Source organism: Brevirhabdus pacifica (genome assembly GCF_002797755.1).
Classification (GTDB): Bacteria; Pseudomonadota; Alphaproteobacteria; order Rhodobacterales; family Rhodobacteraceae; genus Brevirhabdus; species Brevirhabdus pacifica.
Genome location: NZ_PGFI01000011.1, coordinates 317,156 through 330,474, shown reverse-complemented (window position 1 = coordinate 330,474; position 13,319 = coordinate 317,156). Strand labels below are relative to the sequence as shown.

The window sequence follows — 13,319 nt, the reverse complement described above, 5'->3', positions numbered from 1 at the left end:
CTTAGCCGCGCCAGTCGAAGAACCCCGGTCCGCCGCGTTCCAGCAACCTCAGCCCCATCTCGCGCCCCAGCGCCGCGCCATCTTCGGCCGGGGCCTCTGCCTTGTCGTCCAGCACGTCCGAGCCGTCGGGGCGCAGGATCTCGCCGCGCAGGGTCAGGGTGCCACCCTCCAGCCGCGCAAGCCCCGCGATCGGCGTCTCGCAGGAGCCGTCCAGCGCCGCCAGGAAGGCCCGCTCGGCCGCCAGTTGCAGGGCGGTGTCGGCGTCGTGAATGGCCTCAAGCATGGCAGCCACCCGATGATCGTCGGCACGCCGCTCGATGCCGATGGCGCCCTGGGCCACCGCCGGCAGCATCTCCTCGGTGTCGATGGCGCCCTTGGCCACCTCGGCCATGCCAAGGCGGTTCAGCCCGGCCATGGCCAGGAAGGTCGCCAGCGCCACGCCATCGTCCAGCTTGCGCATGCGGGTCTGCACGTTGCCGCGAAACTCGACCAGGTTCAGGTCGGGGCGCCGGGCCGCGAGCTGGGCCCGGCGACGCAGGCTTGAGGAGCCGACGGTCGCGCCCTGGGGCAGTTCGGCGATCGCCGACACCTCGCGCGAGACGAAGGCGTCGCGCGGATCCTCGCGCGGAAGATAGGTGTCGAGGACCAGCCCCGCAGGCTGTTCGACCGGCATGTCCTTCATCGAGTGGACGGCCAGGTCGATGGCGCCCGACAGCATCGCCTCCTCGATCTCCTTGGTGAACAGGCCCTTGCCGCCGATCTCCTTCAGGGGGCGGTCCAGCACGATGTCGCCGGTCGTCTTGATGACCACCACCTCGAAGGCCGCCGGGTCCAGATCGAAGGCCCGCGCCAGCCGGTCGCGGGTCTCGTGCGCCTGGGCCAGCGCCAGCGGAGAGCCACGGGTCCCGATCTTGAGCGGGGCGTCGGGGGTCGGTCGGTCTGCGGTCATTGCGACTGCCTTCTTGTCGTTGCGTTTCGCGCGGGGCGGATGGCGGCGCGGGCGGCACCGCCGCACGGTGGTTGCGCCCTGCGGCCGCAGCCCGCCCGGTCGGGGTTGTTATAAGGGCGCGAAACCCCGATAACCACGGCGAATTGGCGCAGGGAGCGAAGATGACACAGACGAAAAAGCTGCTCAGGTCGCTGGCGGGAGAGGTGCAGGACGTGCCGCCCGTCTGGCTGATGCGTCAGGCCGGGCGTTACCTGCCGGAATACAAGGCGACACGCGCCCAGGCGGGCGATTTCCTCAGCCTGTGCTACACGCCCGAATTGGCCGCCGAGGTCACGCTTCAGCCGATCCGGCGCTACGGGTTCGACGGCGCGATCCTGTTCGCCGACATCCTGCTGATTCCCGACGCGTTGGGGGCCGACCTGACCTTCGTCGCGGGCGAGGGTCCGCGCCTGTCGACCATCACCTCGGCCCAGGACCTGGCGCGGATGGCCCCGGCCGATGCGATCCACGATCACCTGGCACCGGTCTACGAGACCGTGCGGATCCTGCGCGAGAGCCTGCCGGCGGAAACCACGCTGATCGGTTTCGCGGGCGCGCCCTGGACCGTGGCAACCTACATGATCGCAGGTCGCGGCACCCCCGACCAGGGCCCGGCCCACAAGCTGATGCGCGAGGACCAGGCCACGTTCGACGCGCTGATGGACCTGCTGACCGAGTCGACCATCCAGTATCTCTCGGCCCAGATCGAGGCCGGGGCCGAGGTGGTAAAGCTTTTCGACAGCTGGGCCGGCTCCCTGCGGGGCGAGGCATTTGACCGCTACGCGCTGGAACCCGCGCGCAAGATCATCGCAGCCCTGAAAAGCCGCTATCCCGACACGCCCATCATCGCCTTCCCGCGCGAGGCGGGAGACCGCTACATCGGCTTTGCCAAGGCGACGGGCGCCGATTGCGTGGCGATCGACAACTCGGTCAGTGCCGACTGGGCGGCCGAGAATGTGCAGAAGGACGGCTGCGTGCAGGGCAACCTGGCGCCGCAGCACATGATCACCGGCGGACAGGCCCTGATCGACGAGACCAAGCGCATCCGCGACGCCTTCGCGGGCGGGCCGCACATCTTCAACCTCGGCCACGGCATCACCCCCGAGGCCGACCCCGAGAACGTCAATGTCATGCTGCGCGCCCTGCGCGGCTGAGGCACAGGTCACAGGCCGATCAAGGGGGCGTCGGTCCGCACCGGCGCCCCTTTTCGATTCCGCCCCACCCGGCAAAATTCCCGATCTTCGCCCCACTGCCGCCCCACCCTTCCCCCCTTATCGCGCGGGAACGGCCCGGTCGGGCGGCGGATGGGATGGCGGAATGGGCGTCCACAACACAGGTCTGGTCCTTGGCACCCTGCTGATGGTGTTCGTCCTGCTGTGCGGGCCCGGAACGCTGTTGCCTGCGCCCCCGGGCCGGACAGGCCTGGCCGCCCTTGGCGGACAGGGGGATCCCGTCGCAGACCCGCTGCCCCCCGGCGCGGTGATGATGATGACACCCGCCTCGGGGTGTGAACCGGGCACGGGTGGCGCGGGCGAGGTGCTTGTCGACCTGGCCAACGCCGGGGGCGGCACGGCGGCACCGCTGGCCACCTTGGAAGACAGGGACCTGGCCGCAAGCGCGTTGTCCGTGTTGCGCCAGGTGAAGGGGGCGGGCCCGAGGGACCTGCCCGCCGCCATGTCCGAAGGCGTGGCGGGGCTGAACGCCCTGCGGCTGGTCGGGGTGGATCTGAACGACAGCTCGGCGCCGCTTCACCTGGTGCTGCAAAGCCTGGCGGGCGGCACCTTGTGGGAGGTTCGTCCCGCCCCCGGCGTTCGGATTGCCCGGATCACGGTGGTCGGCGCCACCCCCTCGGGTCTTCTGGACCCTGCTCCGGGCATCCCCGTCCGATTCCTCTTGGCCGGGACCGAGGAATGCCTGCCGCCCCTGCCCTGGATCAACGCGGATGGCCGGCCTCTCCCGGTCTATGTGCGCTGGTTTGAGGATTTCGCGCGTCGGGCAGACGGCAGGGTCGTCGCGCCCCGCCCGGCCCCGGACGCCGCGATCCCCGTCACCGGGGGGCGCCCCGTGCTCCTGTCCCGCAGCGATCATGTGCTGGCCGCCGCCCCGGCCGCGCTGCCTCGCGCGGCGCGCGACCTGCGCACGGATCTGCTGACGCGGGCGGCGGGCGGCGATCTGGCCGCGATCTGGCCCGCCCCTGTGGGGTCGGATCCGTGACCGTCCTGCGCACCCTCGTCTTCATGGGCCTCAGCATCGCTGCGGTCCCTTACGTGCTTCTCAACGGCATGGGGGGCGGGGCGGCCCGCGCCCCGGTCGCCGGCACCGCCAGCGCCCTGCCGGCCGAGGTGGTGGATCACCGCAGGCTGGGCGACCTGGAGCGTGAGGCCCGGGCCCGCGAACGCCGCCACGTCAGCGCCGTCTTCGACCCCGACAGCCTGGGCCCGGCCCGCGTGGTCACTTTCGCCACCGTCGTCAGCCTGGCCGATCTGCTGGCCCCGGGAGAGGCGCCCCCGCCCCCGGCGCTGGAAGACCTCTACGCCGAGGCCCGCGCCGCGCGTCACATGCAGGCGGAATGCACGGCGCTTCTGGCTAGCTTCGCGCGGCGCTGCGTGGTGCAAGAGGCAGGTGCCGAACGGATGGGCGACGGGCGATGGCGGTTGCAGGCCAGCCTGGCCTTCAGCCCGCGCGACGAGATCGGCGCGATCCCCATGGAGGGGGCGGAATACACGCCCTGGCGCACGCGAATGCGCCTGAAGGCACACGTCGCCCCCATGCCGCCCGAGGACCTGGCCCGGGCCCGCGCCGATTATTACCAGCATGCCCGCCGGATCTGCGCGGCGATCCGGGGCCGCAGCGGCAATTGCGTGATCGAGAGGATCGAGTTCACGGCCACCCCTGCCGCTGGCCCCGGCTACAGCGTCACGTTAGGCGCAAGGGCAAGGTTCGCGACGCTGGATCCGCCCGGTCCGGCCGAAACCGCCCCTCCCGGGGAAGAAAGGCCAGGCCTCGCCCCGGACTGGGGCCCGCCCGGCACCGAGGATGTTGACCTCGACCCGGAGCGTCCAACCTATGACGCCGACACGGTCACGCAGGGACCCGGCCCCCGTCCGCACCGCCTGGCCGCGCGCTAGCCGGGATCAGGGCCAGCTTGCCAGCGGCGGCAGGCTCATCAGGACGGCGGTCGCGTCGTGGCCCGTCTCAAGCCCGAATTTCGTTCCCCGGTCGTAGACCAGGTTATACTCGGCATAGAGGCCGCGATGCTCAAGCTGGCGCTGCTTGTCGTCCTTGCTCCAGGCCGTGGTGCGGCGCTTTTCGACCAGGGGTTGATAGGCCGGCAGAAACGCCTCGCCCACGGCCTTGGTGAAGGCGAAATCCCTCTCCCAGTCGCTGGTGTTGAGATCGTCGTAGAAGATGCCGCCGACGCCCCGCGCGCGGTGGCGGTGGGGGACATAGAAATACTCATCCGCCCATTCCTTGAAGCGGGGGTAGTAGCCCGCGTCATGGGGGGCGCAGGCCTCTTCCAATACCTTGTGGAAGAAGGCCGTGTCCTCGTCATACTCCAGCGCGGGGTTCAGGTCGGTGCCGCCGCCGAACCACCAGGCGTGGGGCGTCCAGAACATGCGGGTGTTCATGTGGACCGACGGGGTGTGCGGGTTCTGCATGTGGGCAACCAGCGAGATCCCCGAGGCCCAGAACCGCGGATCCTCCTTCATGCCGGGGATGCCCTTGCGCGCGGCCATCGCGGCCTGCGCCCGCTCTCCCAGCTCACCGTGCACGGTCGAGATGTTGACGCCGACCTTCTCGAACAGCCGCCCGCCGCGCATCACGCTCATAAGCCCGCCGCCGGCGTCCGACCCGTCGTCCGAGCGCCGCCTGGTCTCGGTCATCTCGAAGCGTCCGGCCGGCAGGGCGGCGAAGGGCCCGTCGCGCTGGCTGTCCTCCAGCCCCTCGAAGGCGGCGACGATGCGGTCGCGCAACTGGCGAAACCAGGCCGATGCGGTGCGCTTTCGATCATCGAAGTTGTCTGTCATGCGGCGGTTCCCTATCGTGTTCTGCGGCACGGGGTCCGACGCAATTCCTGCGTCCAGGGCGCCCGGTCCACGGCCAATCTATCTTCAGCAAAGGACGGCACAATGCGATCCCTGGCTCTTTTGCCCCTGCTCGGACTTCTTGCCGCATGCGCGACCCCGCAGCAACGCTGCATCGCCGAGGGCACCAAGGATCTGCGCGTCGTGCGCAGCCTGATCGACGAAACCCGCCAGAACCTCGACCGTGGCTATGCCATGACCACCGAGACGCGGGTGACGCCCCAGTTCCGCGTCTGCACCGGCACCCGCGCCGGCGTGGCCGGCGTGCAGGGATGCTGGGACAACCGGGTGAGCGAACAGCGCAAGCCCGTCAGCATCGATCTGGCCGCAGAGCGTCGCAAGCTGGAAGAGCTGGAGCGCAAGGAGCGCGAGCTTGCCCGCCGCGCGGCCGACCGGGCACGGCAGTGCCAGGCACGCTACCCAAGCTGATTCCGATCAGGCGGCTTCAGGTGCAGACCCGTGCCACTGGCTCAGGTGACTGGGCCGGACTAGTGGGCGGGCAGGCTGATCGTGTCGAGCACGGTGCGCCCGCCGTCCACCGTCACGACCGAGCCGGTGACAAAGCTCGAGGCGTCCGAGGCCAGGTATTGCACCGTGTTGGCCAGCTCCGAGGCCCGCGCGATCCGGCCAAGCGGCGTCGTGTCGGTGATCTCCTCGCGCAGTTCCTCATGCTCTTTCAGGTAACGCTTGAGGCTGGCGGACATCACGCTTCCGAAGGCCACAGCGTTTACCCGGATGCGTTCGGGCGCCAGGGCCAGGGCAAGCGAGCGGGTCATCTGTTCGGAGGCGGCAGCGGCGATGGAATAGCCCATCAGTTCGGGGTGGGTGCGGCGCGCGGCGATGGATGACAGGTTGATGATCGACCCGACTTGGGCGGCATCGCTTGCCCCCTCGCCGCCCTGCTTGATCATGCGCTTGGCGACCAACTGGCTGAGGCGCAACGCGGCCAGCACGTTCTGCTGCATCAGCATCTCGACCGAATCATCGTCGCCATCCAGCGGATCGGTCGGCATGACCTGGCGCGCCGCATTGACCAGAATATCGACCCGGTCGAAGGCGTCGAGCGTCAGCGACAGCAGGTTCGCGATGTTGAGCTTCTCGCGCAGGTCGCCGGCGAAGTAGCGCGCGGCGCTTTCTTCGTCATCCACCTTGCCGACCTCGGCCTTCAGGCGCTTTTCGTCCATGTCGGCAAAGACGACATTGGCCCCCTGAGAGACGAAATGCCGGGCGATGGCGAGGCCGACGCCATTGGCGGCCCCCGTGACGATGGCCGTGCGGCCAGCGATGGAAAACGACATTCTGCACCTTTCGCTTCGTACGCGGGCGGCGCGGGGCCGCCCTAGCGTGATCTGCGGGGTTTGGACGCCTGCATCACCTTGTAGCCGCTTTCGGTGGTCACGGTTTCGACCCGTCCGAACGCCGCGGCTAACGGCGCTTCATAAGGCAGGTGCCGGTTTGCCACAAGCCACAGCACCCCCGAGGGGCGCAGCAGCCGTGCCGCGCGTGTGATGAAAGCCGCGCCCAGGGCGGGTTGGGCCGCGCGTCCGACGTGGAAGGGCGGGTTGGTGACGATGGTGTGGTAAAGCTCGGCCGGCGGCGCCATCTCGGTCGCGTCTTCCCACAGGAACTGGGAGCGGGGATCGTCGATGTTCGCCCGGGCGCAGTCCAGCGCGCTGCGGTCGGCCTCGACCAGGTCGAGGTGGGTGACGTCGGGCGATTGCAGGATGCCGCGGGCCAGATAGCCCCAGCCTGCCCCCAGGTCCGCCACCCGTCCCTTGAGCGGCGGCAGATGTTTCAAAAGCAGGGCCGAGCCTGGATCGACCGCCTCGGCGGAGAAAACTCCGGCGCGGGTCTCGAAACCCTCGGGGGAGCGGATGTCGGGCGCGGACCAATCGGCCAGCGGCGCCCCCTCCCCCCGGTTGAACCACACAAGCTTGCCGTGCGCCTTGGAAAAGACCCCCTCCAGATCGAGCCGCTTGCGCAGGTCCTTCTGAAGCCCCTCGATACCGTCGGTCTTCTGCCCGTCCAGCAGGATCAGCCCCCCGGGCGCCACCATCTCCCAGGCCTCGGCCAGCATCTGGTGCGCGCGGGCGCGGGCGCGCGGCGCCTGAACGAGCACGGCGGCGCAGGACTCCGGTTCGGGCAGGTTGGTCGTGACCTCAAGCCCCTGCCGGGCCAGGGCGTCATGCTCGGGGCGGAAGCCCTGGATCGCAAGAAGCCGCTCGGGCGCCACGTCGTCCAGCCGGTGCAACCCGGCCTCGGCGTTGGCGCCGTGAAGACAGATCCGCCCCGATGGCGGCAGCGAAAGCGCGCCCGATCCGAGCGCGAGGGAAAGTCGGTGTTCGGTCATGGCAAGGCGGGCCGGGCCCTATTCCTTTTCCATCGTGCATTGCAGGGGGTGCTGGTGCCGGCGGGCGAAATCCATCACCTGCGCCACCTTGGTCTCGGCGATCTCGTGACTGAAGATGCCGACGACCGCCAGCCCTTTCTTGTGCACGACCAGCATGATCTCGACCGCCTGAGCGTGATTGATGCCGAAAAACCGCTCCAGCACGTGGACCACGAATTCCATCGGAGTATAATCGTCGTTCAGCAGCATCACCTTGTAGAGCGGCGGGCGCTGGGTCTTGGATTTGGCCTTCGTGATGACACCGGCGTCATCGTCCGGTTTGTCCGGATTATCGGCCATCATGTTCGCAGGAAGGGTCAATCTGGTTCTCCACGAGGGGTAAGTCGTCGGTGCGGGCTGATTGAACAATATATGACCTTGAAGCTCCATGAAAAGAGCACGCCGTGACAGTATCACGCAATCATGGCAGAACCTGCCGGATTCCGGCGCGGAGAGACACATGACACGACTGACCACCATCGGTTTCGACGCCGACGACACCCTGTGGCACAACGAGCAGTTCTTCCGCCTCACCCAGGAGCGGTTCACCGATCTGCTGGCGCCGCACACCGATACCGAAAGCCTGCACGAAAGGCTTCTGGCGGCCGAACGGCGCAACCTTGGCCATTATGGATACGGCATCAAGGGCTTTACCCTGTCGATGATCGAAACCGCGATCGAGGTGACGGGCGGCAAGATTCCCGCAGCCGTCATCGCCGAGATCATGGAGGCCGGCCGCGAGATGCTGAGCCACCCGATCGAGCTGTTGCCCGATGTCGACCAGGCGATCGAGACGTTGGCGCCCGACTTCCGCCTGGTGCTCATCACGAAGGGCGACCTGCTGGACCAGGAGCGCAAGCTGGCCCAGTCGGGGCTGGGAGAGCGGTTCGACGCGGTCGAGATCGTCTCGGAGAAGACCGCCGAGACCTATGACCGCCTGTTCCGCCGCCACGGCGACGGGGCCGAGCGGGCGGTGATGATCGGCAACTCGCTACGCTCGGACGTGATCCCGGCGCTGGAAGCCGGAAGCTGGGGCATCCACGTTCCCCACGACCTGACCTGGGAACTGGAACATGCCGAGCCGCCCCGCGATCACCCCCGCTTCCGCCTGGTCGAGCGCCTGGGCGCGCTGCCCGAGCTGCTGCGCCGGCTTTAGCCCCTGACCGGCCCTGCCCCCCAGAACGGCAGGGCCACACCCCCCGGTTGATCGGCGCCTATACGGAAGGCTCTCAAAAACGCAGAAGCGTATGAACGGTCTCAGCAAGGGACAGCTGTTTAAAATTCCGCAAACGCGTGTTACAGTTCATAAAAATAACATGTTTCCGGTCAATGAATCGGAGACGAGGCAAAGACAGGTATCCGACGTGCACAGGCGTCCCGAGCAATTCAGACTTGCATGGCTTGCGAGCTATGTCCTGGCAGCCCTGTTGCTGCTTCTTCCTCTAGGTGCAGCCGCGGCCCCCTATGCCGCCATGGTGATTGACGCCCGCACGGGCGAGGTCCTGCATTCCCGCAACGCCGAAACCCGCCTTCACCCGGCCTCGCTGACCAAGATGATGACCCTCTACATCACCTTCGAAGCGGTCGAGCGGGGCGAGCTGTCGCTGGACACTGAGGTCACGATCTCGCGCAATGCCGCGTCCGAGCCGCCCTCCAAGCTGGGGCTGAAGCCGGGCCAGAAGATCGCCATCCGCTACCTGATTCGCGCAGCCGCCGTGAAATCGGCCAACGACGCCGCCACCGCTCTTGGCGAAGCGGTATCGGGGTCCGAGGCAGCTTTCGCCCGCCGCATGAACCGGACCGCCAAGGCGATCGGCATGCGCAACAGCACCTTCCGCAACGCCCACGGCCTGACCGCAGACGGCCACCTGTCCACGGCCGAGGACATGACGCTGCTGGGACGCCGGTTGTTCTATGACTATCCGCAGTATTACAACCTGTTCTCCCGCCGCTCGACCTATGCCGGGATCAAGCAGGTTTCGAACACCAACCGCCGCTTCCTGGGCTCTTACACCGGGGCCGACGGGATCAAGACGGGCTATACCCGCGCCGCCGGCTTCAACCTCGTGGCCTCGGCCGAACGGGGCCAGGAACGCGTGATCGTCACCGTCTTCGGCGGCCGCTCCTCGGCCACGCGCAACGCCAAGGTCGCCGAGCTGATGGATCTGGGCTTCCGCCGCGCCCCCAGCCGGGTGGCGGTCAGAAAACCCGCCAAGCTTCCCTACATCGGACCCGCCGTGGCCCGCACCACCAACGGCGACATCGAGGATGCCGTCGCCGAGGCCACCGGGTCGCGCGTTGCAGGCAAGACGATCCGCATCGTCACCGCCATCGACCGCAGCCAGCGCCCGACCGCCCGACCGGCCCCCGCGGCGCCGCCGACCGAGATGATCGCGGCGCTGAAAGAGGGCGTGGATTCGGCCCTGGCCAACGCCATCGGCGGGGCCGTCGCCGCCGAAACCGCATCGGCGGTCGAGGCCGCGCAGCCCGCCCGCATCGCCGCCATCGCCCCGATCGGCCGCCCCGCGCGCCTGAGCGAGACAGAGGTCGAGGTCGCGGTCGTGGCAGCCATCGCCGCCGCCCCTGCCGCCCCCGCAACGCTTGCCGCCCTGGCCGAGGTCGCCCCCGCAGCGGACGAACCCGCCCTGCAAGAGGCACCCGCCTCGGTGGCCCAGGCCGTCGCTGCCGCGGTTCCGGCCCCCGTCGCCGCGCCCGCAGCCGCAAGCGCGATCCGCGGCAATGGCAAGCCAACCTATGTCACCGCCACACGCAGCCTGGTCGATCCCCGCCCGCGGGAGGTCGTCACCCGCGCCTCCACTTCCGGCGGCCGCCACTGGGCGATTACCCTGGGCAAGTTCCCGTCGCGCGACGCGGCCGAGCGGATCCTGCTCAAGACCGCCCTGGCCGAGATCGAGACCCTGGACCAGGCCCTGCGCAAGGTCATCCAGCGCTCCAACGGGTTCGAGGCGAATTTCGTGGGCCTCAGCGAAGAGCGCGCGGACCTCGCCTGCCGCCGCCTGGCCGCCCGTCAGCAGACCTGCCTGACCGTCGGCCCCTGATCGCGGCAAGACACCCTGTGGATTGAAAAAGGCGGCCCCCGGGGCCGCCTTTTTTCATTCTCATGTCAGTCGCAGAACGCTCCCTGCCCCGTCAGGCGGCGCCCGCCCGCAGGTCGAACGCCGCGGCCAGCAGGGTGCGGGTGTAGGGATGGGTGGGCCGCTCGAACACGGTCTCGCTGTCGCCGGCCTCGACAATGTCGCCCTGCTTCATCACGATCACCTTGTGGCTGAGCGCGCGGACCACCTTCAGGTCGTGACTGATGAACAGATAGGCCAGCCCGTATTTCGACTGCAACTCGCGCAGCAGGTCGACGATCTGCACCTGCACCGTCATGTCCAGCGCCGACGTCGGCTCGTCCAGCACCAGCAGGCGGGGCTTGAGGATCATGGCGCGGGCGATGGCGATGCGCTGCCGCTGCCCGCCCGAGAATTCATGCGGGTAGCGGTCCATCATCTCGGGGCGCAGACCCACTTCGGTCAGGATCTCGGCCACCATCTCGCGGCGGTCTCGGCCCTGTTCGACCCCGTGGACGCTGAGCCCCTCGGACACGATCTGCTCGATCGTCATGCGCGGGCTGAGCGAGCCGTAGGGGTCCTGGAACACGATCTGCATGTCCTTGCGCAGCCGCCGCAGCTGGGCCGAGCGCCAGCCTTGAATATCCTCGCCCTCATAGAGGATCCGCCCCTCGGACGAGATCAGCCGCATGATCGCCAGCGCAAGCGTCGTCTTGCCCGAACCGGATTCGCCCACCACGCCCAGCGTCTCGCCCTGACGGACCGCGAGGTCCGCGGCGTTGACGGCTTTCACATGACCCACGGTGCGTTTCAAAAGCCCACGCTGGATGGGGAACCACACGCGCAGATCCTCGGTGCGGATCACCTCTTGGGCGCCTGCGGGGACCGGGGCCGGGTGGCCCGAAGGCTCGGCGCCCAAAAGCTTCTGGGTATAGGGATGCTGCGGGTTGGCGAAGATCTCGGCCGTGGGGCCGGTCTCGACGATCTCGCCGCCCTGCATGACGCAGACCCGGTCGGCGATCTTGCGCACAATGGCCAGATCGTGGGTGATGAACAGAAGGCTCATGCCAAGCCGCTGTTTCAGGTCCGCCAGCAGATCAAGGATCTGCGCCTGAATGGTCACGTCGAGCGCGGTGGTCGGCTCGTCCGCGATCAGCAGCTCGGGGCCGTTGGCCAGCGCCATCGCGATCATCACCCGCTGCCGCTGGCCGCCCGAAAGCTGGTGCGGATAGGCGCCAAGACGTTCTTCGGGGTCGCGGATGCCGACCTGATGCAACAGCTCAAGGATACGCTCGCGGGCGGGTTTGCCGCTTAGCCCCTGATGCAGCGCCAGCGATTCCGCCAGCTGCTTTTCCAGCGTGTGCAGCGGGTTCAGCGAGGTCATCGGTTCCTGAAAGATGAAGCTGATGTCGTTGCCGCGCACCTTGCGCAAAAGCGCCTCGTCGGCACCGACCATCTGCTGATCCTGATAGGTGATCGAGCCCGAGATGCGGGCGCTGTCGGGCAGAAGCGAAACCGTCGACAGCGCGGTCACCGACTTGCCGGACCCCGACTCGCCGACCAGCGCCACGGTCTCGCCGGTGTCGACGTGAAACGACACGCCGCGCACGGCGCTCGTGGTCTCACCGTCCTGGCGAAAGGCGATCTCCAGATCCCGGACATCCAGTATGCGGCTCATTGAAACGTCTTTCTGGGGTCGAACGCATCGCGGACCCCCTCGAAGATGAAGACCAGCAGCGACAGCAGCACCGCGAAGGTGATGAACGCGGTAAAGCCCAGCCACGGGGCCTGCAGGTTCTGCTTGGCCTGAAGCGTCAGCTCGCCCAGCGAGGGCAGCGCCGAGGGCAGGCCAAAGCCCAGAAAGTCCAGCGAGGCCAGCATCCCGATAGTGCCCGACACGATGAAGGGCAGCAGCGTCAGCGTGGCCACCATCGCGTTGGGCAGCATGTGGCGGAACATGATCTTCCAGCTGGACACACCCAGCGCCCGCGCCGCGCGGACGTATTCATAGTTGCGCGCGCGCAGGAACTCGGCCCGCACCACGCCCACCAGCGCCGGCCAGCCGAACAACACCGACACGAAGACAAGCAGCCAGAAACTGCGCCCGAGGATCGCGAAAAGGATGATGATCACGTAAAGCGACGGGGTCGACGCCCAGATTTCCAGGATTCGCTGGAAGATCAGGTCGGTCTTGCCCCCGAAAAAGCCCTGCACCGCGCCTGCGAAGATGCCGATCAGCGAGGCGAGGCCGGTGACGATGATGGTGAAGATCACGCTGAGGCGCACGCCGTAGATCACCCGCGCCAGCACGTCGCGCTTGGTGTCGTCGGTGCCCAGCCAGTTGTTGGCGTCGGGCGGCGACGGGGCCACGCCCTGAATGTCGACGATGGTGTTGTAGGAATAGGGGATCAGCGGCCAGATCATCCAGCCCTTGTCGATCGCCTGCCCCTCCACGGTCCCGTCCTGCGCGTCGGCCAGCACCTCTTCGGGGGCGTCGAAACAGGTGTCGAGCCCGCCCGAGACGATCAGGCATTCGACCTCGACATCGCGGTAGATGGCCTCGGTCTTGAAGTCGCCGCCGAACTCGGTCTCGGGGTAGAACTTGGCGATGGGGACATAGAAGTCGCCGCGATAGTTCACCAGCAGCGGCTTGTCGTTGGCCAGAAGCTCGGCAAAGAGCGACAGGCCGAAGAACAGCACGAACAGCACCAGCGACCAATAGGCCCGGCGGTTGCGGCGGAAGTTGCGCCAGCGTCTCTGGTTGAGGGGGGAGAGGGTCATGC

General features: G+C 68.0%; 13 protein-coding genes. 6 read left to right on the top strand and 7 right to left on the bottom strand.

Annotation, left to right across the window (positions count from 1 at the left end):
- Position 1 precedes the first annotated feature (1 nt).
- Entirely contained in the window at positions 2-949 is a 948-nt protein-coding gene (gene hemC / locus CLV77_RS01800) for a hydroxymethylbilane synthase (protein WP_076979523.1), read from the bottom strand.
- A 161-nt stretch (positions 950-1,110) separates the two neighbouring features.
- Here hemC and hemE point away from each other — a divergent pair, with 161 nt between their 5' ends.
- From hemE to CLV77_RS01785, 3 genes are all read left to right on the top strand, one after another.
- Positions 1,111-2,142 carry a uroporphyrinogen decarboxylase gene (hemE, locus tag CLV77_RS01795; RefSeq protein WP_076979524.1) on the top strand — a complete coding sequence of 344 codons (1,032 nt, stop codon included), beginning with the start codon at positions 1,111-1,113 and terminating at the stop codon, positions 2,140-2,142.
- A 163-nt stretch (positions 2,143-2,305) separates the two neighbouring features.
- Complete coding sequence (locus CLV77_RS01790; protein WP_076979525.1) at positions 2,306-3,202, top strand: hypothetical protein; 897 nt, start codon at positions 2,306-2,308, stop codon at positions 3,200-3,202.
- Positions 3,199-4,116: a hypothetical protein gene (locus CLV77_RS01785; RefSeq protein WP_076979526.1), complete on the top strand. Its 918-nt coding sequence runs from the start codon at positions 3,199-3,201 to the stop codon at positions 4,114-4,116. The genes CLV77_RS01790 and CLV77_RS01785 overlap by 4 nt, the downstream gene beginning before the upstream one ends.
- Positions 4,117-4,122: 6 nt before the next feature.
- Here CLV77_RS01785 and hemF read toward each other — a convergent pair whose 3' ends face one another.
- Positions 4,123-5,016 carry an oxygen-dependent coproporphyrinogen oxidase gene (gene hemF, locus CLV77_RS01780; protein ID WP_076979527.1) on the bottom strand — a complete coding sequence of 298 codons (894 nt, stop codon included), beginning with the start codon at positions 5,014-5,016 and terminating at the stop codon, positions 4,123-4,125.
- 102 nt (positions 5,017-5,118) lie between these two features.
- Between hemF and CLV77_RS01775 the strand changes: the two genes are divergently transcribed.
- Positions 5,119-5,502, top strand: a complete 384-nt coding sequence (locus CLV77_RS01775; RefSeq protein WP_076979528.1) for a hypothetical protein — start codon at positions 5,119-5,121, stop codon at positions 5,500-5,502.
- A 59-nt stretch (positions 5,503-5,561) separates the two neighbouring features.
- On the opposite strand, the gene CLV77_RS01770 is transcribed toward CLV77_RS01775, so the two are convergent.
- From CLV77_RS01770 to clpS, 3 genes are read right to left on the bottom strand one after another with little or no spacing between them, the layout of a single operon-like run.
- Positions 5,562-6,371, bottom strand: a complete 810-nt coding sequence (locus tag CLV77_RS01770) for an SDR family NAD(P)-dependent oxidoreductase (protein WP_076979529.1) — start codon at positions 6,369-6,371, stop codon at positions 5,562-5,564.
- A gap of 41 nt (positions 6,372-6,412) precedes the next feature.
- On the bottom strand, positions 6,413-7,423 hold the full coding sequence (locus CLV77_RS01765) for a class I SAM-dependent methyltransferase (RefSeq protein ID WP_076979530.1): 1,011 nt from the start codon (positions 7,421-7,423) through the stop codon (positions 6,413-6,415).
- A gap of 18 nt (positions 7,424-7,441) precedes the next feature.
- The gene (gene clpS, locus CLV77_RS01760) at positions 7,442-7,765 is read right to left on the bottom strand and encodes an ATP-dependent Clp protease adapter ClpS (protein WP_076979531.1); all 324 of its coding nucleotides are present in this window, start codon (positions 7,763-7,765) and stop codon (positions 7,442-7,444) included.
- Between the two features lie 157 nt (positions 7,766-7,922).
- Between clpS and CLV77_RS01755 the strand changes: the two genes are divergently transcribed.
- Together CLV77_RS01755 and CLV77_RS01750 are read left to right on the top strand one after the other, a co-directional pair.
- Positions 7,923-8,618 (top strand): HAD family hydrolase, encoded by a 696-nt coding sequence (locus tag CLV77_RS01755; RefSeq protein ID WP_076979532.1) that lies wholly within the window; start codon positions 7,923-7,925, stop codon positions 8,616-8,618.
- Between the two features lie 160 nt (positions 8,619-8,778).
- Positions 8,779-10,521 (top strand): D-alanyl-D-alanine carboxypeptidase family protein, encoded by a 1,743-nt coding sequence (locus CLV77_RS01750; RefSeq protein WP_083707740.1) that lies wholly within the window; start codon positions 8,779-8,781, stop codon positions 10,519-10,521.
- A gap of 91 nt (positions 10,522-10,612) precedes the next feature.
- Here the strand turns inward: CLV77_RS01750 and CLV77_RS01745 are convergent, their stop codons facing one another.
- Complete coding sequence (locus tag CLV77_RS01745; RefSeq protein WP_076979533.1) at positions 10,613-12,214, bottom strand: ABC transporter ATP-binding protein; 1,602 nt, start codon at positions 12,212-12,214, stop codon at positions 10,613-10,615.
- The gene (locus CLV77_RS01740; protein WP_076979534.1) at positions 12,211-13,317 is read right to left on the bottom strand and encodes an ABC transporter permease; all 1,107 of its coding nucleotides are present in this window, start codon (positions 13,315-13,317) and stop codon (positions 12,211-12,213) included. Before CLV77_RS01740 ends, CLV77_RS01745 begins: the two co-directional genes overlap by 4 nt.
- Between the last annotated feature and the right edge of the window lie 2 nt (positions 13,318-13,319).